A 24,973-nucleotide genomic window follows, 5' to 3' on the forward strand; every position below is an offset into this window, starting at 1 on the left:
AGCGGGAGCGCCTCGCGCAGGCCCGCGAGCCGCGCGTCGAGCTCGGCAAGCTGCGCGCGCAGCGCCGCGAGGCGCGGCTGCAGGGCGGCCGCCAGCGCCGCGATCAGCTCGTCGCTGACGGCGTACGCCTCCCTACGGTACAAGCTTTTCGCTTCCGCGGCAATCTGCTTCGAGTAGGTCAACGTATACTCGTTTCCAAACACCGCGGCCTCGTTCACTTGACCGGCCAGCCATTCCGGCGTAAGCTCCACGTTAATCCGGTCGGCCGCCTCGGTAATGGCGCCGGCCGGCAGGCCGTGGTTTTCCAGCTTCGCTTTGACCGTCTGCTGCACGTGTCTGGCCACCTGCGTCTCCACTTGCGACGCAAAATCTTTATGCAGGGCAGCGAGCCGCTGCTCCCGTTCCGCCGCCGTCTTCGCGGCGGCGCCAAACCAGCCTACCTTGAAGCCGGGTCGGCGGCTTTCCAAATACGCGTGCGCGAGGTCCCGCGTCACGGCCGGGATGACGTTGGCGTTGTCCAACACCGCCGCCACGTCTTTGCGCACGGCTGCCTCCAGCTCCGCAGGCAGCGATTCGAGCCGCGCCAGCTCGGCGCGTGCCTCCGCATACTCCGCCTGGACGGCGTCCAGATCTTCGCCGGAGACAGCGAGCTGCTCGCGCAGCGCTTCCTTGGTCGGCTCGTTGCGCTCGGCCATCTTCTCGGCGTGCGCCGCGGCAAGGGCCCGCGCCGACTTCTCAAGGCTGAGCCGCACGAGCGGCTGCCGCAGCTCGATCAACTGCCCGAGCAGCCCCTCCAGCTTGCTCCACTCGCTGGACGGATGATTCGACACTTTGACCGACGTATAGACGATTCCGTCCGGCCGCACGCCCCAGCTGGCAAACGCTTCGCGAACGCCTTCTTGATATGCAGAGAACGACAGCTCCTGCTCCCGATGCTTATCGATCATGTTCACGATCAAATAGAGCGGTTTGCCCCATTCCGTCATTTTTTTTGCAAACGCCAAATTGATTTCCGACTGCACATGGTTATAATCCATCACATAAAACACAACGTCGGCCAAATGCAGCGCCGATTCCGTCGCCAGCTGATGCGCGTCGTCCGTCGAATCGATTCCCGGCGTATCCAGCAGCGCCGCATGCTCTCCCAGGAACGGGATCGGATAGCGGATTTCCACCGTTTCAATCGCTTCGCCGTTACGGCAGTGCTCTGCCAACTCGTCCAACGGCACCGTTTCGGACCGCGGCTCGCCCATCCCTTGAGCCTCGTCGCTGCGGTAAATGACCCGTGCCCCCGCCTCCCCATTCACGATGCTCACAATGTTCGCGCTCGTCGGAATCGGACTCGACGGCAGCAGCATATGACTGCACAGCCGGTTGATCAGACTCGACTTGCCGGCCGAGAAGTGCCCGCAAAACGCCAAATAAAGCCGCTCGCTCTGCGCTTTCGCCAACAGCTGCCGCAGCTTCTTTCCGTGCTCTCCGTCGCCCGTTTGCTCTACCTTCGCCAGCAGCCCTTGAACGGCGGCAAGCATTTCATCCTGCAGAGCCCCGCCTTGCAACCCCGTTTCGTTCCCTGTTTCTACAGACGTTGCTTCTGCTATAGTCAATTCGCTTTTCATCGTTTCTCCTGCCCCTGTTCATCCTCTGTCTAAATCCAAGCGCTTGGTCGTTTATCTTTTTGTTTTCCGAACAAAAAGAAAAAACCGAATCGCTTCGGTTTTTAGTGTACCATATTTTCCGTCTCCGGAATAAATATTTCGAAAACATCGCGATGCTGCAAAATCGTAATGTCTTTATCTTTCACTTTCATGACGACCACTTCCGGACGCTGCTTCATACGGTTCAAATAATTTTCCGGTACGCTTCCCGACTCCGTTACGACGACGCCTTCGACCTGCTTCTCTTCGTTTTCCTGCAAAGGAGTCTCGAGCACCTTCTCGTAAATATCCGAAAACAGTTCAAAATCGCTGGTGTAAACCGATATGCATTTCATCTCTAATCCTATCCTTTCGTATTACGCTTCTTTAGTTTTTGCAGCTTTAACAGCTGCTTTCGCTTTTGGTATAGGCTTCCTATTCGAGTTCGATTTCATTCGTTTTTTACCTTCTCGGCAAAGATCGATCAGCGGGCAAACCTCGCATTTGGGGTTTTGCGCTTTACAGTGATAGCGTCCGAAAAAAATAAGCCGGTGATGCGTCTGCGTCCATTCTTCGCGCGGCACCCGTTTCATCAGCTTTTTTTCCACTTCGAGCACCGAATCGTTAACCCCGGCAAGCCCGAGCCGTTTGGATACCCGTTCCACATGCGTATCGACGGCAATAGCAGGTACGTCGAAGGCATTGGAAACGACGACGTTCGCCGTTTTTCGTCCGACGCCAGGCAATTCCACCAGCTTCTCGTGTTCACGAGGAACTTCCCCGTTATACTTGTCCAAAAGCATTGCGCACAAAGCCTGAATGTTCTTGGCTTTGTTCCGGAACAAACCGATCCGCCGAATATCCTGCTCCAGCTCTTCGAGCGGCACGGCCAAATAGTCTTCCGGCCTCTTGTACTTCTGAAACAACGTCGCGGTAACTTTATTGACCGTCTCGTCCGTACATTGGGCCGACAACAGGACGGCGATCGTCAGCTCGAACGCATTCGAGTGGTTAAGCTCGCAATGGGCATCCGGGAACATTTCGGCAATCGTATCCAGTATGGTTCTCGCTTGCGACTGATTCATGCTCCCTGTCCTTTCTTCGCCTGTTTCTTACAGTTTACCGAAACGCAGCAATCGAATCAATGACTAATGCCGACAAAATGCGAACTTTTTACGAAAAAACCGCCTATGCAGCGAGAAGTTCTCACTACACAGACGGCTCAAACCGGATAAAAGTTTCAAATAAACCGATTAGGGCTTTTCAATTTCGAAAATTTTATCGTCGATCACATAAACCATCACTTCTTCATTCTCCATAAACGTACTAGGCGCCACCGTTTGGGTGCCTTTGTGCAAATACGCCTTGGCGAATAAATTGTACGATGTCTTGTCGTTATTCGTCGTCGGCTTCAGAAGCAATTGATTCAGCACCGTATCGTACGAGGATACCGTCCGCTTCGTCGCGGTCGCCACTTGAATGATCGCCTTATCGTTCGCGTCCCGGATAATCTCTACCCGGTCATTTTGCTTGATCGTATTCAACGCGGCGGACGTATTGGCATTCTGTCTGATTGTGAACTGCTGGCCGACCGTGATTACCTGGATGTTCCCTTGGAAGTCCTGAACGGTCAGCGTGCCTGCCGCTACGTCCACATTCGTTACTTTGCCACGTACCGAATTAAGCAATTGTAAATTGTCGAGCTTGGTACCGCTAAAGCTGGCTTTGACGTACTCGTCGATCAAAATATCCGAGAAGGCATGGGATTGCTTGCCCGGGTTAATGATTTGATCGTTGTTTTCCACTTTGAACGTTAGCTGCGCGCCTGTCTCGTCCTTCGCGGTGACTTGGTTCGTGCTGGAGTTGGTGACCAGTACTTTGTATACACCCTTTTTCTTAGCCATCAGGTTCGTTACGAAATCCTGCCCGGGAGTCAAAGTCAAACGGATCGCATCGCCGACTTTCAAGTCCGAAATGGTGCCGTTCGTTTTATTAAACATTTCCACAGGCGCGCCATAATTGACCTTGAACGTTAAGTTCTGCCCTCCGGCGGTACGAATAGTCAAGTCGTTTGTAATATTGCTCGTATTGATTTGAGCGATCGTGCCTTCCACGTTCATTGTCGATTCGATTTGCACGATTTTATCTTTGGACACTTTCAGGTCCACTCTTTTCTTGTCGTTGCCGTTGCCTATGAACGTGCTCTGGAAGTTGGATTGCTGTATCGGACCGCCCATAAAGCGGATGATCGTATTATCCGTTAGCCGGTAAGCGCCTACTCCGTCGCTTTCGGTGCTGATCATCACAGCTTTAGAATTGGCGTCATAGCTAAGTATCGTCGCGTATACGAATTGCTTGACCGAACGGCTGGTAACGGAAATTTTAACGATTTTATCGTTCACCAGATCCATCTTCAGTTGGTCTCCGGATTCGATGTCGAACAAGCTTGGATTCGTCAACCCGTCAATCGTTATAATCGCATTGTCAGCGATATGATAAGCTCCAAGCGAACCGCCGGCTTTATTAATCGTCAAGATCCGTTTGTCGCTGCTCAAGCTCGCCATCGTTCCTTCGACGGATTGGCTAAAATCGGCCGGCTTCTTCACGGAAACGACTTGAAGCTCGTTCGCTTTCACCTCATAGCTGACCGCGTCGCCGACGCGCAGCTTCGAGAGATCGGTCGTCGTACCGTCTTGCAGCTTCACGACCGTACGCGCAGTGAGCGTAAACGATTCGTTCTGCCCGGTTCCTTGCTCCAGGAACGTCACTTGATTTGAATCTTTATTCAGAGTAAGCACCGTACCTTCAGACGTTTTGCTGACCGGGGTCTGCTTTAGTACGATTTGCGAGATTTTCGATTCTTTCAGCAGCGTGTTCTTCTTCAATTCGACGATGCTTCCCGGCGTCAAAGAGCTCAAGCTCAGGCCGCGGCCGTCTTTATCCGTCACCGTGACGGTCGGGAACAAATCGTACAGCTCGTTCTTTCCGTTCCGCTGAATCGAGGCCATCATCCGGTCGGTAAATATTTCCGCCAGCGTTCCTTCGTAGGTTTCCATCTTCTGTTGATCGTTCGTGAGTTCTATGTACAGCGCCGCGCCTTGATTTTGGACCAGATACACTTCGTTCGTCAGCTTAATGTTGGACAGCGAAATCCGGCTGTCATCCTTGCCGCTATAGAGGGCGGTATCGGAAGAAAGCGTGTATTCCGTCGTTTGCCCATTGGCATTCAGCACGCTGATTTTGCGGTCCGTCAGCTCCATCACATATCCGGTAACAACCCGGGAGGAGCGGGAGGTCGCTTCTTTATCCGCACGGCTTAGGAACGTCGCCATTTGGGCACGGGTCACTTTATCCTTTGGCTTGAAGCTGTTGTCATCAAAGCCTTGTACGATCTTGAGCGATACCGCCGCGTTGATATAACCGGCCGCCCACGACGAGAAATCCTTGCTGTCCGTAAATGACGAGGAGGATTGCGCCTGCTGATTGGCCAGCTCCTGTTTGCCGATGGCGCGGATGACCAGCTTCGCTACCCATTCGCGGGATGCTTCCTTAGCTCCCCAAGCCGTTTTGGCGTTTGTACCGTCTGCAGTTTCCTCTTGAATATTAATTAAGCCGCGATCGATCGCGTAGGCGACATACGGCTTGAAGAAATTGTCCACAGTGAAAGGCAGTGCCGTTCCTGCCTTGCTCTTCGTTACCTCCGATTCGAGGCCCATAAACCGCAGTGCCATAACGATGACTTCCTGCTGAGAAACGGATTTTTCCGGACCATATTCCCCTTTTTCATATCCTTCAATCACCCCGAGAGAAGCCAGCTTGGTGACATGCTTGATCGCCCAGTGCTGGTCCCCGACGTCAGTAAAGCGCTGGGAGTTGACGGAGCTTCCCGTCGAAATATTGCTTTTAGTTTCAGCCGCGGCGGCAAAGACCGGGCTTCCGAACGCCAGCGACAGCGCCAAAACGGCTGCCGCCAGCCTGCGTGCTTGTCTGGAATTGATGCTTTTCATGAAATAGCTCCTCTCGATCGACTTATGTCAGTTCATGATGTGCGTTAACTTTGGCTGCGTTTGATCGGATGCGGCAGATCCATATGTCCCATCAAGCTCTCGATCTGCTTTCCGTCAACCAGCACTTCAATGGATTTGACTTCGGAAAACTGGAACATCGTCTTCTGCAGCGCATCCAATAGCATTTCTTCCCCGCCGGAACCCAGCCTTCCGTCCTCTGCAATGGACACGTCAAGGTTCAGTTGGCCGTCTTTCAACGCGACGCTTTTGTACGTAAATCCTTTAAATAATGGAATGGTATTGTCGTCAGGGCTTTTCTTCAACTGGTTAAGTGCGGCCAAATATTTGTCCTGATCTTGCTTGATGCTGATCGTCACATCTTTTGGAACCAGTTTCTCAAGCTGGGCATCGCTGTAATACACTTTGATCTTGAGCTCTTTCTTTTCCGGGTCTTGCTTCGGGGTGGACGTCTCCGGCGGAGTCGTCGGAGTCTGAGTCTTGTCTCCGCCAGTCCCGGTCTGCGCAGTTTGTCCGCTCTTTGAGGGCGGTGTTTCTGCGGTGCCTTGTAACGGCGCTTTGCTTGTTCCGCAGCCTGCCAGCAGCAGAGCTGCGATTGCCGCAGCAACCATTCCTTTTTGCCATGTCTTATGCATCGTCACCCACTCCTTACTCGAGATTCAACTGCTTCTTGATGGCAGTCACGATGGATGCGGCGACCTTGCTTTGAAAAGCATCCTGATACATCAGTTCCTCTTCTGCTCGATTCGTCAAGAAGCCGATCTCCAGCAGTACGGCCGGCATCGTTGAGTTCCTAATGACAACAAAACGTTCCTGCTTCACTTTGCGGTCCGGAAAACCGGTAGCCTCGACCAGATACCTATGCATCAGCTTGGCAAAATCGAGACTTTGCTCCGTCCAATAATACGTTTCAGTCCCGCCGACGGTTTCTTTCCCTGCGGAATTGGCATGAATCGAGACGAACAAATCGGCGTCGGCGTTATTCGCAAGGTTCGGGCGTTCTTCCAGTTCGATGAACGTATCGTCCGAGCGGGTCATCGTCACTTCGATCTTCGGTTCTTTCTCCAGCAGTGCCGCCACCTTCTGGCCTAGCGAAAGTACGAAATCTTTCTCGTGCCGCTTATTCAGCGAACTTGCGCCGTTATCCTTGCCGCCATGTCCGGGGTCGATGAAGACCCGGTAGCGGGTTTTACCGAAAGATATTTTCCCGGTAATTTCCCCGTTTTGCTGCACGGAGGCTAAACGAAGCTCCCCCTTTTGCGGCAAATCTAATACCATTCTAACGATAGATGCTTCTTTTGAAAATAGCGAATAACGAATTTGTGTGACAAATTCGCTCTTATCCGGCAAAGTTCCTTCGCCTTGCGGATTGAGCTTGGCCATGAGCGCCGTGTCAAGCTGCGCATTAGGCAGGTCAAGGACAATCCGGTCCGGATTGGCCAAACGGAATATACTCGGCTTTCTGGCGCAATCCGACGTTTTGATGGTGAGCGTGTCGCCTTGCAGCGAAATCGCTTGTACGGTAACCAAGCCGTTCGTCGCTTTTTTGTCGCCAGCCGTTTCCGGCTTGCCCGCGACCGGCGGCTGTGTCCCGCCCATTTTCTGTTGGCCATCGCCTCCCGGCTGTACCGTTCCGTTGGACGTCTCGAGCGCAGTTCCGTTCGAGGCTTGAGCTCCGCCGGTCACCGTTTGAGCGCCTCCGTTAGCCTCCTGCGTAACACCGCTTGTAGGCTGAGTGCCTCCGGCGGTCGTTTGCGCGCCGCCGCTTGCTGCCTGCTGGCTTCCTGCCGCGGCTGTTGCACCACCGCTAGTCGACTGCAACCCCCCGGCCGAGGGGATGCAGGCCAGCATCTGCCCGGAGCCGCCTTTCGCCGGCGATGTCCCTCCCGCTGGCGAGGTTCCTCCAGGCAACGGTGAAGTACCGTTATCCTTCCCAGCTTTCTTTTCGCTGTCCGGCTTATCCCCTGCCTTCACCGTAGCATCCGGCTCGAACGAGGAAGCGGGCTTGCCGTCGGCGGGCACGCTGCCGGGTTCTTTTTCGCCAGGTTTTTCCGTTTTCGTAGGGGTCTTATCGTCTTTGCTCTTTTCCGGCGTGGACAAATTAACCGATTGATTGCGATCGTCCCATGATACTTTTACCCCTAACTGCTCGCTTACGAATCGTACGGGCAGCATCGTATTGCCCTCGATGATCGTAGGCGCCGCTTCAAGCTGAAACGATTTTCCGCCGGCCGTTGCATTCTTTTTGTCAATAAACAACTGTATATTGCTTTCATCTTTGACTACTGTAACCTTTCGCTGCTTCTCGTCCCATGTAACCTTGGAGCCGAGTTCTTCCGCAATGATACGAACGGGCACGATGACACTCCCGTCCACATTGCGCGGGGCGACCTCCGGCGCGAGTTTTTTTCCGTTTAAAACCAACTGAATTGGCGGCGCGGGCGGCTTAGACGACTTCGGCGTAGGTGACTTGGACGGAGCGGCAGCCGAGCCTACGGCCGGCAGCAACAGGAGCGACGCGATCGACAGGGTGAACCAAGCCGTTAAAAATTTCATTTTGCACCTCAAAATCTTGTAATTTTTTTGCTTTATGTAGAAAGCTGGAAGTGATTGCGACTTCCAGCCGAGAAAAAGAATACCGTGGCGAAAACTACCAATATATTAGACTAAATTCTATCAAAAAAGTTGCACGTTCGGCAAATTTCGTAGAATTCACGAGGAAATACGAAAAAACCGAAGGCTTGTCGCCTTCGGCTTCGGTTCTCAATGATTTTCAGGCAATTTGAACTTGTGACGATTGCTTAAGGAGCTCGCGGAATTGGTCTCCGGAAAGCACTTCTTCGGCAATCAAAATATCAAGCGATTGTTCGAATACGGTTCTGTGGCTTTCCAGCATGCGCCGGGTCGCCTCCGTCAACTCTTGCAAAATCGCGGCGTTTTCCTTCATAAGCTCCTGCTTCGTAACCATCTCGCGATCGATGATGCCGAGCCTTGTAAGCCCCGAATCCATCATCGTGCGCACCATATTCAGCGCCTGCTCGAAATCGTTGCGCGAGCCGGTGCTTCGCCCGCCGTAGAACATTTCCTCCGCTACGGCACCGCCTAGTGCGACCATAATCTGCTGCTCGATCTCCGCTTTCGTATACAAATATTGATCCTGCTGCGGATTATGACGCACAAAACCGAGCGCTTTCCCGCGAGGGCTGAGCGAAACTTGAGATACGGAGCCCGGACGCACCAGCTCGGCGGCAATAGCGTGTCCAAGCTCATGAAGCGCGACGCGTTCCCGCTCTTCCTTATTCGATTCGCGGTCCGTCTTCTCGCCGAGCATGACCTTATCGACGGCCAGCGACAAGTGCTGCTGTCCGATCACATCCGATTCATCCCGCATAGCATAAATCGCCGCTTCGTTCATGACGCTTTCCAGCTGTGCGCCGGAGAAATGGAACGTTTCCCGCGCGATGGCATCCAGGTCAACCCCTTCGGCCAGCGGCTTGTTTTTGGCATGGATGTTCAAAATATGCAGACGGCCCTTCTTGTCCGGCAAATCGACTTCGATATGACGATCGAAACGTCCCGGGCGCAGCAGCGCGCCATCCAGCATTTCCTTGCGGTTCGTGGCCGCAATGATCAATACGCGGGGCGTATCGCTGGTATGAATCCCGTCCATCTCGGTGAGCAGCTGGTTCAGCGTCTGGTCATACTCCCGGTGTTGACCGCCGTCCCGTTTACCGCCGATCACGTCGATCTCGTCGATAAATACAATAGCGCTCTCTTTGTTCTCTTTCGCGGCGCGCGAACGGGCTTCCTTGAACAAGTCCCGAATGCGACTCGCCCCGACACCGACATACATTTCGACGAACTCACTGCCGGATGCCGCCAGAAACACGGAGTTCGTGTAATGAGCAGCAGCTTTTGCCATCAGCGTTTTCCCGGTTCCCGGAGGACCCGTCAGCAGAATGCCCTTTAACGGACGAATACCGAGCTTCTTAATATCGTCGTAACGGATCAGAAAATCAAGCGCCTCTTTCAGCTCGCCCTTTGCCCGATCCTGTCCGCCGATATCGTCGAACGTCAGAAAACCCGGCGTTTTGCCGCGCGATTTGCGCTCCGAACCTACGTTCAGCCCTCCGCGTGCGCGAGCCATATACAAAAAGGTACCCAAGATCGCGGCCATAAATACGATAGGAAACAGATTAACTCCGATATAAAGCAGGAAAATAACAAGAACCGGTATAAAGCCCAGCAAAATCTCTTTTCCGTACTTACTCATTCGGCCACACCCCCAGCTTGGCAGGCGTTCTCGGCAGCATGACATATTTGCTTGTCGTACCGTCCGATAGCGTTACGTACACGTATTTATCGTCCATCTCCGTGGACGCTTTAATTCCGTCGCCGCTAGCCTGCAGCGTTTTCGGGATTTGCGCATACTGCTTCGTTTCCATGGCCTGAGCCACCTCGAACAAAGCGGAAGACCACCATTGCTCCAACTTTGGCGACGGATCGTTCACGACTTTGAGCTTCAATTCCTTGGTGCCAAGCGTCGAACGACCATTGGTTTGGATCTTGCTATATACTTCACGCAGGTTCGTACCCGGTGCGAGTTTCAATTCCATCCGGGCATCCGGCCCGCTTAAATCCATAGAAACCAGCTCAACCCCGGAAATGCCGGAGACGACCTTCTGCAGCGGGCTTTCCATCGCCAATGTCCGGTAAGCAAAATAACCGCCGAACAGCAGCGTTGCCGACACAAGAACACTCAATACGACAGGCAAGAGACGTAACTTCATATTCATCAGCTATACGTCCCCCTTTCTATAAATTCATGTGAAAAAGCTTCCGACGAAGTTTCCCATCTATACGTTTTAGCCATACCGTAAGTATATCACATCGTATATACGAATGTTGATGCAATGTGTGGCAATTGAATGAATCGCGGTGTGCACCCTACTGTTCTTTGGACTCCGCTTGCAAGCTAACCATAAAGAACAGCCGCGGAAGATGCCGCTTCGTTCGGCGTTTCCCGCGGCAGTTTTCGGCGTTTGATCGCCGGATCGTGCTACTGAATGGTCAAGCGCAGCGTATCGATCGTTTGGCCGTCCTTAAAAGCGTAATAATCGTAAAAATGCTGTTCCAGCTTGCCTTCCGGCTGCAGCTTATAGAATACTTCCCAGACCAACTGGCCGCTGCGGATTCCCGGCGTCGTCCGGAGCAGCTTCGCATCCGGGTGCGCCGCTTTCACTTTCGCTTCAGCCTGCGCCGCATCGATTCCTGCATTGCCCATTTCCGTATGGATCTCGTCTTGGCCTACCCATACGTACACCGGCTGGCCGATTTTATCTTCCCCGGTGATGACGGTATAAGGCTTCTCTGCAACGAACCGCTCGACCTTAACGGCTTTGGCCAATATCGTCTTCTCGTAAGCGGTAAGGACGGCAGCGCGCTGATCCGTCCATTCCTTATCCATAATAAAGTTAAAAGCCATGCTCATCCCGGTCACAATCACAACTGCCGCGGCCCCGGCAATGATCGTGATCTTCCATGCTTTGCGCACCGGCGGCCTCCTTTCTGCCTAGTCGTGTTGAGACGATTTATAGTACCGTCAAACGCTCGAAGCTTTGCTGCGCCTCGAATTTGACCTTCTCTTCGTCCATCGTCAGGCATTCGCCTTTTCGGACGACCCAACGTCCGTCGATGCAGACGTCCGTCACATCCTTGGATACGGCGGAATAAACGACGTGCGAGATGAAATTCGTCCGCGGGTAGAAATGCGGCTGATCGATATCAAGCGCGATAAAGTCAGCCTTCATTCCTTGCTGCAGCGCTCCGACGTCGTTTAGCCAGATCGAACGGGCGCCGTCGAGCGTACCAAGCTTCAAAGCCTCCGAAGCGGATACCGCAACCGGATCGCCGGATACGCCTTTATGAATCAGGGCGGCCAGCCGCACCTCTTCGAGCATGTCCAGATTGTTATTGCTGGCGGCTCCATCCGTTCCCAAGGACACGAGTACGCCCGCTTTGAGCAGCTCCGGCACGCGGGCTACGCCGCTAGCCAGCTTCAGGTTACTGCCTGGATTGTGCGAAATACGCACGTCGTACCGTTTCAGCACTTCGATCTCTTCGTCTGTCAAGTGTACGCCATGAGCTACGAGTGTCGGGCGGGAAAATACACCGAGCTTCTCCAGATGCGCTACCGGACGCAATCCGTATTGATCGACGTTTTCCTGCACTTCCCTGGCCGTCTCCGACATGTGGGTGTGAATCGGCAAATTCAAGTCGTGCGCCGCCTCCACAATACGTTCAATATAATCCGGAGGGCAGGTATAAGGAGAATGCGGCGACATCATGGTCGTGATGCGCCCGTCCGCTTGGCCATGCCAATCTTTTGCAAAAGTAATCGCCTCGGCCAGCTTTGCGTCCTGTACTTCCCGCGGGCACAGCCCGATCACTCCGCGTGTAAGGCAGGCACGGATACCGCTCTCGACCGCCGCATTCGCAACTTCATTCATATGATCGTACATATCGACGAAGGTCGTTGTTCCGCCTTTCAGCATTTCCAACACGGACAAGCGGGTGCCTGCACGTACATCCTGCGCCGTGAACTTACCCTCCATCGGCCACATTTTCTCCTGAAGCCAGACTTGAAGGGCCATATCGTCGCCGTAACCGCGAAGCAGCGACATCGCGGCATGCCCGTGCGTATTGACGAGCCCCGGCATGAACAGCTTGCCCGAGCCGTCGATACGCTCATCGTATGAACCCGCAGGAAGCGGCGTCTGTTCTCCGATATATGTAATGCGGTTTCCTTCAATGACCATGCACCCCTGGATGATAGGCGCCTCTTCATTCATCGTTAGAAACGTTCCCTTTTCGATAATTGTTTTCTTCACCGGACACAATCCCCTCCCAAATATAAATACAATCTCGTTTTCAATGTACACCCTGCGGAGGACAAAAATCAAGCTGACCATACCCTCCGGGGGTAATGCGCTTACATAGCAAAAGATTCATGAACATATGGTAAAATGGATAAACTAAGAATTGCATTCCGTTGTTTGATTATGTTATTTTTAATTTTGTGTGAATTGGCGCGTTTTTTCTACATATTTCTTTCTTTTAATTTTAATTTCTTGTAAATCTTCAATTACTTGGGAGGCCAAAACTGTATGTTGTTTACAAAAAAGAATGACACCGATTTTCTGCTGCTGCTCATTAAAGCGTCGGAAAATACGCTTGACGCCGCACAGATGTTTCGGAACGCCGTCATGGGTAGCGAGCCGCCGGCTACGTTTTACCCGCAGCTGAAAGAACTCGAAAACAAAGGAGACCAAATCACACACCAAATCTTCAAAGGATTGAACAAAGTGTTCATCACGCCGCTGGACCGCGAAGATATTATGGAGCTGGCTTCCAAAGTGGATGACGTGCTCGACGGGATCGAAGCCACGATCGCCCGTTTCGATTACTTGAACATAACCGCATCGGATAAATATATGAAGGAATTTTCCGCCGTGCTCGTTGCAAGCTGTCAGCATATTCTGGACGCTTTCAAGCTGCTGTCCAAGAAAAAATATATGCAAATTACCGAGCATACCGTACAGATCAACAGCTTGGAAAATGAAGCCGACCGCCTCATGAGAGAAGGCATTCGCGAAATTTTCACCCACCCTAAAGATCCATATCACGATTTTAAATTAAAAGAACTTTACGAGCGCCTGGAGCAAACGACCGACGCATGCGAAGACGTAGCCAACATTTTGGATAGCGTAGTCCTGCGGTATTCTTAACAGGACCGTTTTACAATTCGGAACATGGGTACGACTCAGCCTGCTTAGGAGGAAACTATGTTAACCACTATCATTATCATCGTAGCTCTGGCGCTCCTCTTCGATTTTATTAACGGTTTCCACGATACGGCCAACGCCATCGCTACATCGATTTCAACCCGGGCGTTATCGCCCCGTTTTGCCGTATTTTATGCCGCGATACTGAACTTCATCGGTGCGGTCTTTTCCTCGGAGGTCGCGAAAACGGTCGGAGGTAAGGTCGCCAATCCCGCTACGATCGACAACGGCGTATACATCGTTATTGCAGCGCTGTTGTCCGCCATTATCTGGAACTTGCTGACTTGGTACTATGGCATTCCTTCATCTTCCTCCCATACGCTGATCGGTTCTCTGGCCGGAGCGGTCATTGCGGGAGCGGGAGTCGGGGCGCTCAATTGGTCCGGATTTAAAGAAATCGTACTGATTCTTGTCCTTTCGCCGATTATCGCCTTCGCAACGGGCTTCATCATCATGTGGATCATCCGCAAGCTTATCCTGGTGAGCGGCAACCAATCCCGTTCGAAGATGAATCGTACCTTCAAGGGCTTCCAAGTGCTCTCTGCAGGCCTGCTGTCTTTCTCCCACGGAGGTAACGACGCGCAAAAAGCCATGGGGATTATCGTCTTCGGTCTCGTCGCATTAGGGTACCAAAATAATTTGGACGTGCCGTTATGGGTTAAAATATCGGCCGCCACAGCCATGGGACTTGGAACCTCGATCGGCGGCTGGAGAATTATCAAGACGATGAGCAAAAAGCTGCTAAAAATCGAACCGATTAACGGCTTTGCCTCGGACTTGAACTCGTCTATCGTGATTCAGACATCTACGCATCTTGGCATGCCGCTCTCGACAACGCATGTCATCTCGTCTTCCATTATCGGAACGGGTTCCGTAATGCGGTTTCACGATGTGAAATGGGGGACGGTCACCCGCATGGTCATGACGTGGGTGATTACGATTCCGATCAGTATGGTTCTTGCTTTTATCATTTATAAAATTTTGTTCGCGCTCGTTGCGTAAGAACGGACAGGCCCGGGCAACCGGCAAAAAAAAGGATAGAGCTTCAGAACAACGTTCTGTCAGCTCTATCCTTTTCTCATGTTCGGCTAATCCAGATAATAAGCCAAGCTTTGCAGCTCCGTCGTAAAATCGGCATGATGCACCCGCATTTCAGCCGGCACTTTAATAATCATCGGTGCAAAGTTCAGAATCGCCTCGACACCTGCGTCCACAAACTGATTGGCCACCTGCTGCGCCTCTGCCGCAGGGACGGTAATAATCCCGATGCGCACCTTCAACTCTTGGATGGTCGCCTTCATTTCGCTCGTCGGCTTGACCTTCAAATTATTGATCGTATCCCCGATCTTCGATTCGTGCGAATCGAAAACGGCTACGATTTTCATATTATCCTTCAGATACGCATTATAATTGCATAAGGCGCGGCCCAGATTCCCCGCACCTACCAACGCTACGGGGATGATTTTATCGAGCTTTAAAATTTGACGGATTTTTTCGATCAAATAGTCGACGTCGTAGCCGATTCCCTTCTTGCCGAATTCCCCGAAATAAGCCAGATCTTTACGGATTTGCGCTGGATTCAAATCCAGCTTTTGCCCCAGATCCTGCGAGGATACCGTCTGTACGTTCTTTTTGCTGAGTTCGTTCAAAAACCGGAGGTACACCGGAAGCCGGCGCACGACGGCCTCGGAAATTTTCATCGTCTTCATGCTTGGTTCTCACCCATCCACTGCTTTATTCTTGGTACGAGCTGGTTCGAATTCATGTGCTCGATTTTTGGGCCCGGCAGCGAATACAAGAAATATTTCCCGTAATTCGTGTCAATCACCCGGGTATCGTATATGATGACGATGCCTTTATCCGTAGCCGTGCGTACCAGCCTGCCGAAGCCTTGCTTGAACCTGATAACCGCCTGCGGTACCGACAGCTTCATGAACGGATTCTGGTTTCGCTGCTTGATCATCTCCGTCTTTGCTTCGATCAACGGATGGTTCGGCGGTTGAAACGGCAGCCTGACGATCGCCAGACAGCTAAGCGCGTTTCCGGGAATATCGACGCCCTCCCAGAAACTGCTTGTACCCAGCAGAACGCAGTTCGGACTGTTCTGAAACAGCCTTGTCAGCTTGCTCCGGTTGCTGCTGTCCACGCCTTGGCCTAGCACTCCGATACCGAATGGGCTCAACATCTCTTTCAACGCGCCATGAACCAGTTTCAGCATCCGATTGGACGTAAACAATACCAGCATCCGGCCTCTTGTTTCCAACGCCACCTCGGCAAGCGACGGCACGAGCCGGTCAACGAACTCTTTCTCGCCGCTGGCTCCGCGCAGCGTAGGGAAATCCCGGGGAATGGCGACGAGCGCTTGCTCGCGGTAATTAAACGGCGACGGAAGCTGAACGGTTTTCAGTTTTCCGTCCGACCCGTTTTCTCTCAAGCCCAGTTGGTCGCATGTATAATCAAACGATTTGCCGACGGATAACGTGGCCGAAGTCAGGATGACACTATCCTTCGGCCCGAAAAAATGCTGCTTCAGCATCTCGCTGACGTCAATCGGCACGCAGAACAGCTGGAGCGACCGGTTTCTGCTGTACGTCCCGGCTTCAAGCCAATAAACATAGTTCGCATCCGGCATCGTCATGAAGAAATGAAGCGAATCCCTGTGCCGGCACAGCTCCTTGACGGTCCCGCTGAGGTCCGTAATCAAGCTTTGGACATCATATTCGTCCTGTACTTCTTTAATCTCCGAGATCAGCTTATCGAGCGGCTTAAGGGATTCCCCGAAGTTAAGCTGCATGTTCTCTTCTAGCACTTCCAGCTTATCCCAACCTGAAGGCAGCGAGTCTTTTTTGACCCGATAGACAAGGCCGTTCCCTTCCGATTGGGACGGGTCACTTCGCGAAGCCAGAAGCTGATACAGCAGCTCCGTCAGCTGATCCCATTCTTCCTTCAACTGCAGAAGCTTCTCGACAACGCGGTCAATCGTTATGCACCAGCCTTGAGCACGTTCGTCCTCGAACCGCTGCAGCCGAATACGCAGATTGGACAATTGTCCTGAACGCGCATCTTTATAAAGCCAGAGGAGCGTGTTGGACAAGCCGTGATAATGCAGCTCGATCCCGAGATGCTTGCCGGCCACTTCCTCGAAGTGATGAGCTTCGTCGATAACCAAATGCTTGTATCCCGGCAGCAGCCGGTTTTCCGCTTTCATATCGGTGAACAGCAGCGAGTGGTTGGTAATGATAACATCTGCGGTGTTCGCCTCGTGACGGGCGCGGTGATAGAAGCATTTTTTAAACCACGGGCAAGCGCGGTTCAAACAAGAATCCGTATCGCTTTCCACCGATTGCCAAAACTGTTTTCCTTTATTGGCGAAATGAAGCTCCTCTTCATCCCCATGCTTCGTTTCTCCCAGCCAGACAAGCATCTGCCCGGCCGTAATCCGATCTTCCTTACCGTGCTCGAAATCGAGCGTATTCATTTTATGCTCGAATTTGCGCAGGCACAAGTAGTGGCTCCGCCCCTTCAGAACGGCCGCCCGGAAGCCTACCGGGAACAGCTCGTGCAGCAGCGGCACGTCCCTTTCTCTGAGCTGCTCTTGCAGATTGATGGTATGCGTGCTGACCAGCACTTTCTTGTCCTGCTTAAGCCCGTAGTACAACGAAGGAATCAAGTAACCGAGCGACTTTCCCGTCCCTGTGCCGGCTTCAATCATCAGATGCTTGCTGTCTTCGAAGGCCGTCTCCACCTCGCTGAGCATTTGCACCTGGGACTCTCTGTCCTCGTAAGCGGCAAACCGCTGCTGGAGCTCTTGCTTAAGCTGATCGTAGAATGCAGGAAAATCGTCCGGAAGCCGCAGGACATCTTCTTCCTCCCGCACCGGCTCTTCTTCTCCCCATTCTCCTACGTTCAAGGCAAATTGCCGGAAATAACGATCCATATCCGGATCAAGCGGCTGGTGAAGCTCTTTGTATTGCCGCATTTCGCTCACAAACCAGCCGAAATCTCCCGCCGAATCGGCAAATATTAGCTCCAGCCTCTGCAAAGTAAGCAGCGGAAGCGACTGAAACCGTTCCATGCAACGGAGCCAGATCATCGCGGTGACCTCGGCATCGCTGTCCGCCTGATGCGGTCGCTCATGTTCGATACCGAAGGCGTGGCAAACCATCGAAAGCTGCAGGCTCGATAAGCCGGGAAACAAGACGCGCAGCGCATCCATCGTATCCAATACGCGGCCGTCGAACGGGAAGTAACCGTTCTCGTCCAACGCCCGCTGCAGAAAAGCAAGGTCAAAAGCAATATTATGACCAACCAGGACTGCGTCTTGGAGGAGAGGAACCATCTCGGCAATAACCTCTTCCATTGCGGGAGCATCCTTTACCATCTCGTCGTCAATTCCGGTAAGCGTTGTAATTGAAGAAGGTATACTTATGCCCGGATTGACGAGAGAAGTATACCTGTCGGTCATTTCATGGTCGTTTATAAGAAAGAGCCCGACTTGGATAATGCGATCCGTCGCCGTGCTCCCCGTCGTTTCGAAATCCAATACTGCAAATTTCATTGGAGTCGTGTCAATCCCTTCATTCCCACTCTTCTCATAAGCATACCAATACTGAGGGAAAAAGGGAATAGCAAACTTACCCTTTTTACAAAAAAACAGGAACGAACATTCGGTTAATCCGATGGCCGCGACATGTCGAATACAAACTGAAGCCCGCCCTTTTTCTCGCAGCAAACGCCTAAATCGAGCAGAGGCTGAACGCTGGAAGGATCGGTCCGGTAAGCCATATTGAACAATTCGCACGCTTTGTCCATATTGTGCAGCTGCGCTTGGATGCATCCCATGGCATTAAAGGAAATCGCTTTGAGCTGCATGTTTTCGGTCAGTCTGGATAAAAATTGAAAATGCAGGTAGCTTTCTCCGGCTTCCCCTTTGCGCAAGTAAGACATGGCCAAATAAATCCGCGCCAAATTGAAATCGGGCTGGAGCCGGATCAACTCGTCGAATTCGGCGATCGCCCGGTCGAACATATGGAGCTTGTAATACCCTTGCCCCCGGATAAACAAATCGGTTCGTTTGCCTGAAAATTCGGGATCGAGCGGATCGGCTCCAATTCCGTTCAATGAAATGCCGGCAATGCTTATCAGCTTGCTCCATTTCTCTTCGAACTGCAGCCATTCTTCAATGCAGGCGTCGCTCATCGCTTTCAGAGCCCGCAGCTTTTCCTGCAGCTCCCTGCGCGCGGCGCCTTGGGAGGACGGGTATTGCGATATGACTTCATCCAGCATTTCGTTCATGGAAGCAAAAAGATGTTTAAACATCGTCCGTATCCCACCTTTGCTTCTTCTCCCACAGCAGCTTTAAACGTCTTCGCCGCGGCTGTGGCGCCCGCTGTGATCGTATCTACATTGTGCGTCTACCCGTCCCGTTTCATTCTCGTTTAAAGGACCGTGGAATGAATTTCTTCCTTCAATACGCCGACGACTTGATTGTTCTCGCCCATAATAGCAATGCTCGGGGTATGCTTGCGGGCTTCTTCGTCCGATAACATGACATAAGATAAAATAATGACAATATCTCCGGGGTGGACCATTCTGGCCGCAGCACCGTTCAGGCAGACGACACCCGATCCCCGCGGCCCGGGAATAATATAGGTTTCGAATCTGGCGCCGTTATTATTATTGACGATTTGGACTTTTTCGTTAGGCAGCATGTCGACCAGATCCAACAAGTCCTGATCGATTGTAATGCTCCCGACATAGTTTAAATTGGCTTCCGTTACGGTCGCACGGTGAATTTTCGATTTTAACATGGTACGAAACATGGCTGACGCCTCCTACGTTTTTGCACTTTCGGGACACCTGTCCCTCAGCTGTCGGGTTACGAATGGTTCAATGAAGCAACGGGAGCATAAAGTATCCGATTATCGATCAAGCGCGTTGCCCCGAAACGGACGGCTACGGCGATAATCATCCTCTCATCAGTGCTCCAAAAATCCACTGGAACCAGATCCGGATAAGACAGCAGCTCCACATAATCGATATCGGCCAAAGGCGCGGATTGAATATGCCGAACGACCGTCTGCCGCAGCTCTTCCGGGGAGATCGCTTCTTGATGAGCTTCGAGCAGCGATTCCGCCTCTTCCAGGGCCGCGGAAAGGACTAGCGCTTGCTTTCGCTCTTCCTCGCTCAAATACACGTTGCGCGAGCTCATCGCAAGTCCGTCTTCTTCCCGGACGATCGGACACGGGACGATGGTGACAGGGATGTTCAGATCGTACACCATCTGCTCGATAACCGCTACCTGCTGGGCGTCCTTCATCCCAAAATAAGCTTTGTCAGGCTGAACGATATTCAGCAGCTTGGTAACGACCGTAGCGACGCCGTCAAAATGTCCTGGCCGGGAAGCTCCGCACAGACGCTCGGTTACTCCGGAGACAGAGACAATCGTTCTGGTCGGCTTCGGGTACATCTCACTTACCTGCGGGAAAAATACGATATCCGTCCCGGCTTCACCCGCGATGGCCATATCCCGCTCCTCGTCCCGCGGATACCGTTCCAAATCTTCGTTCGGCCCGAATTGCAGCGGATTGACGAAGATGCTCAGGATAACCACGTCGCACTCTTTGCGCGCGGCTTCGAGCAGCGAGGCATGGCCTCGGTGCAGGAAGCCCATCGTCGGCACGAAGCCGATGCGTACGGCCGGAGTGGCGGCCCGTTTTGCTTTAATCAACTGTCGTAATGATTCAATCTGATGAACAATTTCCATCGGTTATCGAAGCTCCGTTTCTTATTCTCGATATGCTGCTACCGGTTTCCCACTGCCGTACAAGGAATCCGCCACCTCGTCGTCCATACGGAACGAATGCTCCGGCCCCGGGAAGCTGCGCTGCTTGACGTCGTCCACATACTGGCGAAGCCCGCTGCGGATCATATCGCCGACATTTCCGTAAGTCTTCACAAAACGCTTCGGATGAATGTCCGATCCGTAGCCGAGCGCATCGTGAAATACGAGCACCTGACCGTCGCAATCTTTGCCGGCGCCAATACCGATGGTCGGTATGGACAGTTTGCTCGTCAGATGTGCGGTAACTTGGTCGGTTACCAGCTCAAGCACGATAGAGAAAGCCCCCGCCTGCTCCAAGGCTTTAGCATCGTCGAGCAATTTTTGCGCTTGAGCGGCCGTCTTGCCCTGAATTTTATAACCGCCGATCTGGTGAATCGACTGAGGGGTCAGACCGAGATGGGCCATCACAGGAATGCCCGCTTGCACGAGTGCTTCAACCGTCGGCGCAATCTCCGCTCCGCCCTCCATCTTCACCGCTTTGGCCAGCCCTTCCTGCATAATCCGTCCCGCATTCCGCAGCGACGCATCGATGCTGCCGCGATACGTATTGAACGGAAGATCCGTTACCACAAAACTGGTCCGGACCGCACGCGTCACCGCACGCGAGTGATAGATCATATCGTCCAGCGTGACGGGGACCGTCGAATCGTAGCCGAGCACGACATTGCCGAGCGAATCTCCCACAAGAATGACATCGATGCCGGCTTCCTCCGCCAGCATGGCCGTCGGGTAATCGTATGCCGTCATCACGCTGATCGGAATCCCGTCTTCTTTCATTTTTCTCAGTTTGGCCGTCGTTACCGGTTTACGCATGTCCATGATTAACACCTTGCCTTCCGGGTTGGAATGGTTCAGGTTTCCGCACGCTCGGGGAGCATCTCCCTCTGCCGTCCTTCCTCCTGATAGTATTGCGATAATCGGCCGGATTGTTGCAAAGAGCAAAAAAACCTTTCAGCCCATACGGAGGCTAAAAGGTTCACATGTCCTTCTCATATGATCCTTCTGTCTCGGTCCGGTTAGGCTCAGAGCAGAATCCGACATATTGCTTGGGTAAAGCTATTCGGTTGTTCAAGCAAAAAACATACGGTTGAAGTACAGCTCCATGCGGATACCGTCTTCGTACCGTACATTATACCAAAGTTTTCAACTTGTGTCACCCAAAACTGATATCGGCGGAATACAGTTTTTTTACCGATCCGTCCGCTGTACGAAGCTGCAGAGCGCCATGCTCATCGATCCCCTCGGCAAACCCCTCAAACTCTCCTTGAGGCGTCCGGCAGCGGATATTCCGGTGAAGCGACACGGTCAGCGCTTCCCACAAAAGTTTGATGGGGGCAAACCCTTCCCGCCGGTACAGCTCGTACAACTGCTCCCACTCCAGCAAAAACCGGCTGAGCACCTCAATTCGGTCCACCTGACGACCTGCTTCGATGGCAAGTGAGGTGGCTGTATCCTGCAGCTCCGGAGGAAAATCTTCCGATAGCAGATTCACGCTGATGCCCACTCCGGCGATAACGTGCTGCAGCCGCTCATCCTCGGCGCTCGATTCGAGCAAAATGCCGGCGATCTTCTTACCGCCGACAAGCAGATCGTTAGGCCATTTGATCCCTGCCTCCACACCTGTCGCGCTGCGGATGGCCCGGCATAAAGCAACGGCAACGAGCAAAGTCAATTGAGGGGTGAACAACAAAGGAATCCAAACCGGCTTTAAAATCAGGCTCATCCAGATGCCTTTTCCGACCGGAGAATGCCACTTGCGTCCCATGCGGCCTTTCCCGGCAGTTTGCTCTTCCGTCAAAATAAGCGTGCCTTCCTCGGCACCTTCCGCAACACAGCGCGCCGCGACGATTTGGGTCGACTCCACTTGGTCGAAATATTTCACGAACCTGCCGAACCGGTCCGTCTCCAGCTTCAATTGCAGGCGGCTCATATCCAGCCTGTCCGGCTTGGACAACAGCCGATAGCCTTTACGCGAAACCGCTTCGAAACGGTATCCTTGCTGCCGTAGACGCTCGATCTGCTTCCACACGGCGGTTCGGCTGACTCCAAGCTCCTCGCTCAACTGTTCGCCAGACAAAAATTTGCCGTCCGATTGCTCGAACAGTCCGATCAGTCGATCCGTCATCATTCATCGTTCTCCTGTATATTTTCGTAATGCTCCTTCGCTGCCGCAAGCAGTAATTCTTTATCGTTGCGGAGTTCGCCGAGCGCAGCGCTTTCAAGCAATCGGTGCAGCAGCCGGCCGGTCCACGGACCGCCTTTGACTCCCAGATGACTCATGAGCTCCTTTCCTCCGACGGCCAGCTCTGCAAGAGCAGAAACGGGCATCTGCTCCAGCCATACGGAGCCCAGTCTTCTCCAAACATCCACAGCCCTGACAGACTTGACATTGTCAGTCCGAATCGGGGCGTCCTCCAGCAGGTAAATCTCTCTTAACGTACGGAGCGCAGAAATGCCATAGGTAAGCGCGGCGGCGATCCATACTCGTCTCAAGTATGGTTCTTCGTCGCATTCCGTCGCGTCATCCAATCCGGATACAAGAGCAGTGTGCGCCCCAACGATTCGTTTGACGGTCTCCATCTGCTGTCTGGAGAAGGTTAGCTTGATCATATCCTCTTCAACATCCGCCGGAGCGGTTCCTAGTCGAATGTAGATAAAGGCTAGCCGATGCTCCATTTCTGTTAACCGTGAGAGGAGCGGCCACTCCGTTTCCTTGTCCAGCCCGGACAGCAGCAGCTCCTGCTTAGCGTGACGCAGTGCCCGGCTTCCCGCGAGCAACTCCAAGGCCCGGTTCGGATCGCTGCCCCCAAGCATGCGTTCCAGCTCCGCCCGGATGCGTTCCATGGCGATATGCCGCAGCAGTGAAATGCCGGAGTTCAGAGCGTCCCAGGTCGCCTGTTCCACCATCAGGCCGTATTCCGACGCAAAACGTAGGCACCGCATCATTCGCAGCGCATCTTCCCCGAACCGTTCCTCCGCTTGACCGACGCAGCGAAGCACGCCGCGTTTCAAATCGTTCAGGCCATCGAACGGATCGATCAGATCGCCGCTTTGATCGATAGCCATCGCATTCATCGTGAAATCGCGCCGCTGCAAATCCTCGGTCAAGCTGTCGATATACTGCACCTCGGTCGGGCGGCGGAACGCTTCATATCCGCCTTCCCGCCGAAACGTAGTCACTTCGTAAGGCTTCTTGCCGATAACGACCGTGACCGTCCCATGCTGCAAGCCGGTGGGCACGGTACGCTCAAAGAGCCCCTGCACCTGGTCAGGATGAGCGGAGGTGGCAATATCGTAATCCTTTACGGGACGTCCGAGCTGTTCGTCCCGAACGCATCCGCCGACCAAATAAGCCTCGAACCCCGCCTCGCACAAGCGCCGGACAATCTGCATGGCCCCCTGCTTTAAAGCATCGCTCATGTATGTAATCCCGCTTCCTTTGTCAGCAATTAAGCGGATTCTCCCGAATCGATTCCGGGATCGGCCGCCCAAGCACCCGATAATACAACTCTTCATACTGCCGCGTAATCAAATCGTTGCAGAACGTGTAGCGCGCCCGGTACAAACAAGCGTCCACCGTCTTTTTGTACAGGCTTTCGTCCCTCAGCAACGCTATCGCATACGCCGCCATTTGCTCCACATCGCCGATGTCCGCCAAGTAACCGGATTCCCCATGGGTAATCAATTCGGGAATGCCGCCGGCGTTCGATGCGATCGTCGGCACGCCGCAGGCCATCGCTTCCAGCGCAACCAAGCCGAAGCTTTCCTTCTCGGACGGAAGCAGCATCAGGTCGGCTAACGACAACAGCTGGGCGACGTCGTCCTGCTTGCCGCAGAACGTCACCCGATCCAACAGCCCGAGCTCCTTAACCTTGCAGAGCACCTTGGACAGCTCCGGGCCTTCGCCTACAAACAGCAGGCGGGAAGGCACTTCTTTCCGGACGCGATCGAAAATATCCACGACATCCGTTACCCGCTTGACCGGACGGAAGTTGGAAATGTGAATCAAAATCTTCTCGTCGGGATGTGCAAACTCCTTGCGGAGCGACGCCACTTCACGCGGGTAATATACCCGTTTGTCCACGAAATTGTAAGCCAAATCGATCGGCTTCTCGATGCCAAGCAGCTGCCGCGTCTCCTGGATCAAATCCTGAGATACGGCAGTCACCGCATCGCTTTGGTTGATCGCATAGCGGATCAGGTCGCTTAACGATTCGTCCTGCGCCAGAACCGTAATATCGGTGCCGTGCAAAGTCGTTACCACTTTCAGCTCCGGCCCGACCATCTGCTTGGCAAGCAGAGCGCAGACGGCGTGTGGAATAGCGTAGTGGACATGCAGCAGATCCAGCTCTTCCAGCTTCACCACCTGTGCAAGCTTGCTGGCCAGAGACAAATCGTATGGCGGATATTTAAACACGTAGTAGTCGTTGACTTCGACTTCGTGATAGAAGATGTTGCGGTCGAACTTTCCAAGTCGAAAAGGCATGCTGTGCGTAATAAAATGAACCTCGTGCCCTTTTTCCGCAAGCAGCTTGCCGAGCTCGGTGGCGACGACGCCCGAACCCCCTAGCGTGGGATAGCATGTAATTCCGATTTTTAACCGGTTCATTGTTTTCGAGCCGC

The 24,973-nt window shown here is 53.1% G+C and carries 21 protein-coding genes; 2 read left to right on the forward strand and 19 right to left on the reverse strand.

Annotated elements, in window-relative coordinates; genetic code table 11:
* The 10 genes from QJ48_RS33545 to QJ48_RS33590 form a co-directional block, all read right to left on the reverse strand.
* Positions 1–1,619: dynamin family protein (locus QJ48_RS33545; RefSeq protein WP_193394544.1), on the reverse strand; the 1,619-nt coding region annotated here is incomplete at its 3' end.
* A gap of 101 nt (positions 1,620–1,720) precedes the next feature.
* Complete coding sequence (locus tag QJ48_RS33550; RefSeq protein WP_010501064.1) at positions 1,721–1,993, reverse strand: hypothetical protein; 273 nt, start codon at positions 1,991–1,993, stop codon at positions 1,721–1,723.
* A gap of 21 nt (positions 1,994–2,014) precedes the next feature.
* Entirely contained in the window at positions 2,015–2,722 is a 708-nt protein-coding gene (nth, locus tag QJ48_RS33555) for an endonuclease III (RefSeq protein ID WP_054977631.1), read from the reverse strand.
* A 168-nt stretch (positions 2,723–2,890) separates the two neighbouring features.
* On the reverse strand, positions 2,891–5,644 hold the full coding sequence (locus QJ48_RS33560) for an S-layer homology domain-containing protein (protein ID WP_054977632.1): 2,754 nt from the start codon (positions 5,642–5,644) through the stop codon (positions 2,891–2,893).
* Positions 5,645–5,688: 44 nt separating this feature from the next.
* On the reverse strand, positions 5,689–6,297 hold the full coding sequence (locus tag QJ48_RS33565; protein ID WP_054977633.1) for a GerMN domain-containing protein: 609 nt from the start codon (positions 6,295–6,297) through the stop codon (positions 5,689–5,691).
* Positions 6,298–6,310: 13 nt separating this feature from the next.
* Complete coding sequence (locus tag QJ48_RS33570; RefSeq protein ID WP_054977634.1) at positions 6,311–8,218, reverse strand: N-acetylmuramoyl-L-alanine amidase family protein; 1,908 nt, start codon at positions 8,216–8,218, stop codon at positions 6,311–6,313.
* Positions 8,219–8,435: 217 nt separating this feature from the next.
* Positions 8,436–9,935, reverse strand: a complete 1,500-nt coding sequence (locus QJ48_RS33575; RefSeq protein ID WP_054977635.1) for an AAA family ATPase — start codon at positions 9,933–9,935, stop codon at positions 8,436–8,438.
* Positions 9,928–10,458, reverse strand: a complete 531-nt coding sequence (locus QJ48_RS33580) for a hypothetical protein (protein ID WP_237763147.1) — start codon at positions 10,456–10,458, stop codon at positions 9,928–9,930. Before QJ48_RS33580 ends, QJ48_RS33575 begins: the two co-directional genes overlap by 8 nt.
* 263 nt (positions 10,459–10,721) lie before the next feature.
* Entirely contained in the window at positions 10,722–11,216 is a 495-nt protein-coding gene (locus tag QJ48_RS33585) for a DUF5590 domain-containing protein (RefSeq protein ID WP_054977636.1), read from the reverse strand.
* A 37-nt stretch (positions 11,217–11,253) separates the two neighbouring features.
* Entirely contained in the window at positions 11,254–12,552 is a 1,299-nt protein-coding gene (locus tag QJ48_RS33590) for an amidohydrolase (protein ID WP_054977653.1), read from the reverse strand.
* A 276-nt stretch (positions 12,553–12,828) separates the two neighbouring features.
* On the opposite strand from QJ48_RS33590, the gene QJ48_RS33595 reads away from it, so the two are divergent.
* Positions 12,829–13,449 (forward strand): DUF47 domain-containing protein, encoded by a 621-nt coding sequence (locus tag QJ48_RS33595; RefSeq protein ID WP_054977637.1) that lies wholly within the window; start codon positions 12,829–12,831, stop codon positions 13,447–13,449.
* Between the two features lie 57 nt (positions 13,450–13,506).
* On the forward strand, positions 13,507–14,508 hold the full coding sequence (locus QJ48_RS33600; protein WP_054977638.1) for an inorganic phosphate transporter: 1,002 nt from the start codon (positions 13,507–13,509) through the stop codon (positions 14,506–14,508).
* Positions 14,509–14,594: 86 nt separating this feature from the next.
* Here the strand turns inward: QJ48_RS33600 and QJ48_RS33605 are convergent, their stop codons facing one another.
* The 9 genes from QJ48_RS33605 to bshA all read right to left on the reverse strand — a co-directional run bounded on the left by QJ48_RS33605 (position 14,595) and on the right by bshA (position 24,959).
* Positions 14,595–15,215, reverse strand: a complete 621-nt coding sequence (locus tag QJ48_RS33605; protein WP_054977639.1) for a redox-sensing transcriptional repressor Rex — start codon at positions 15,213–15,215, stop codon at positions 14,595–14,597.
* Positions 15,212–18,064, reverse strand: a complete 2,853-nt coding sequence (dinG, locus tag QJ48_RS33610; protein ID WP_054977640.1) for an ATP-dependent DNA helicase DinG — start codon at positions 18,062–18,064, stop codon at positions 15,212–15,214. The genes QJ48_RS33605 and dinG overlap by 4 nt, the downstream gene beginning before the upstream one ends.
* A 113-nt stretch (positions 18,065–18,177) precedes the next feature.
* Positions 18,178–18,825, reverse strand: coding sequence for a tetratricopeptide repeat protein (locus QJ48_RS33615; RefSeq protein WP_054977641.1), 648 nt, complete (start codon positions 18,823–18,825; stop codon positions 18,178–18,180).
* 119 nt (positions 18,826–18,944) lie between these two features.
* The gene (panD, locus tag QJ48_RS33620) at positions 18,945–19,328 is read right to left on the reverse strand and encodes an aspartate 1-decarboxylase (protein WP_010501035.1); all 384 of its coding nucleotides are present in this window, start codon (positions 19,326–19,328) and stop codon (positions 18,945–18,947) included.
* A 56-nt stretch (positions 19,329–19,384) separates the two neighbouring features.
* Positions 19,385–20,272 carry a pantoate--beta-alanine ligase gene (panC, locus tag QJ48_RS33625; protein ID WP_054977642.1) on the reverse strand — a complete coding sequence of 296 codons (888 nt, stop codon included), beginning with the start codon at positions 20,270–20,272 and terminating at the stop codon, positions 19,385–19,387.
* Positions 20,273–20,293: 21 nt separating this feature from the next.
* Positions 20,294–21,169: a 3-methyl-2-oxobutanoate hydroxymethyltransferase gene (panB, locus tag QJ48_RS33630; protein WP_054977643.1), complete on the reverse strand. Its 876-nt coding sequence runs from the start codon at positions 21,167–21,169 to the stop codon at positions 20,294–20,296.
* 334 nt (positions 21,170–21,503) lie between these two features.
* Positions 21,504–22,475 (reverse strand): biotin--[acetyl-CoA-carboxylase] ligase, encoded by a 972-nt coding sequence (locus QJ48_RS33635; protein ID WP_054977654.1) that lies wholly within the window; start codon positions 22,473–22,475, stop codon positions 21,504–21,506.
* Positions 22,475–23,770 carry a CCA tRNA nucleotidyltransferase gene (locus QJ48_RS33640; RefSeq protein WP_054977644.1) on the reverse strand — a complete coding sequence of 432 codons (1,296 nt, stop codon included), beginning with the start codon at positions 23,768–23,770 and terminating at the stop codon, positions 22,475–22,477. Before QJ48_RS33640 ends, QJ48_RS33635 begins: the two co-directional genes overlap by 1 nt.
* Before the next feature lie 22 nt (positions 23,771–23,792).
* Positions 23,793–24,959, reverse strand: coding sequence for an N-acetyl-alpha-D-glucosaminyl L-malate synthase BshA (gene bshA / locus QJ48_RS33645; RefSeq protein ID WP_054977645.1), 1,167 nt, complete (start codon positions 24,957–24,959; stop codon positions 23,793–23,795).
* Between the last annotated feature and the right edge of the window lie 14 nt (positions 24,960–24,973).

Source organism: Paenibacillus sp. A3 (assembly GCF_001399685.1).
In the GTDB taxonomy this organism is placed as follows: Bacteria; Bacillota; Bacilli; order Paenibacillales; family NBRC-103111; genus Paenibacillus_G.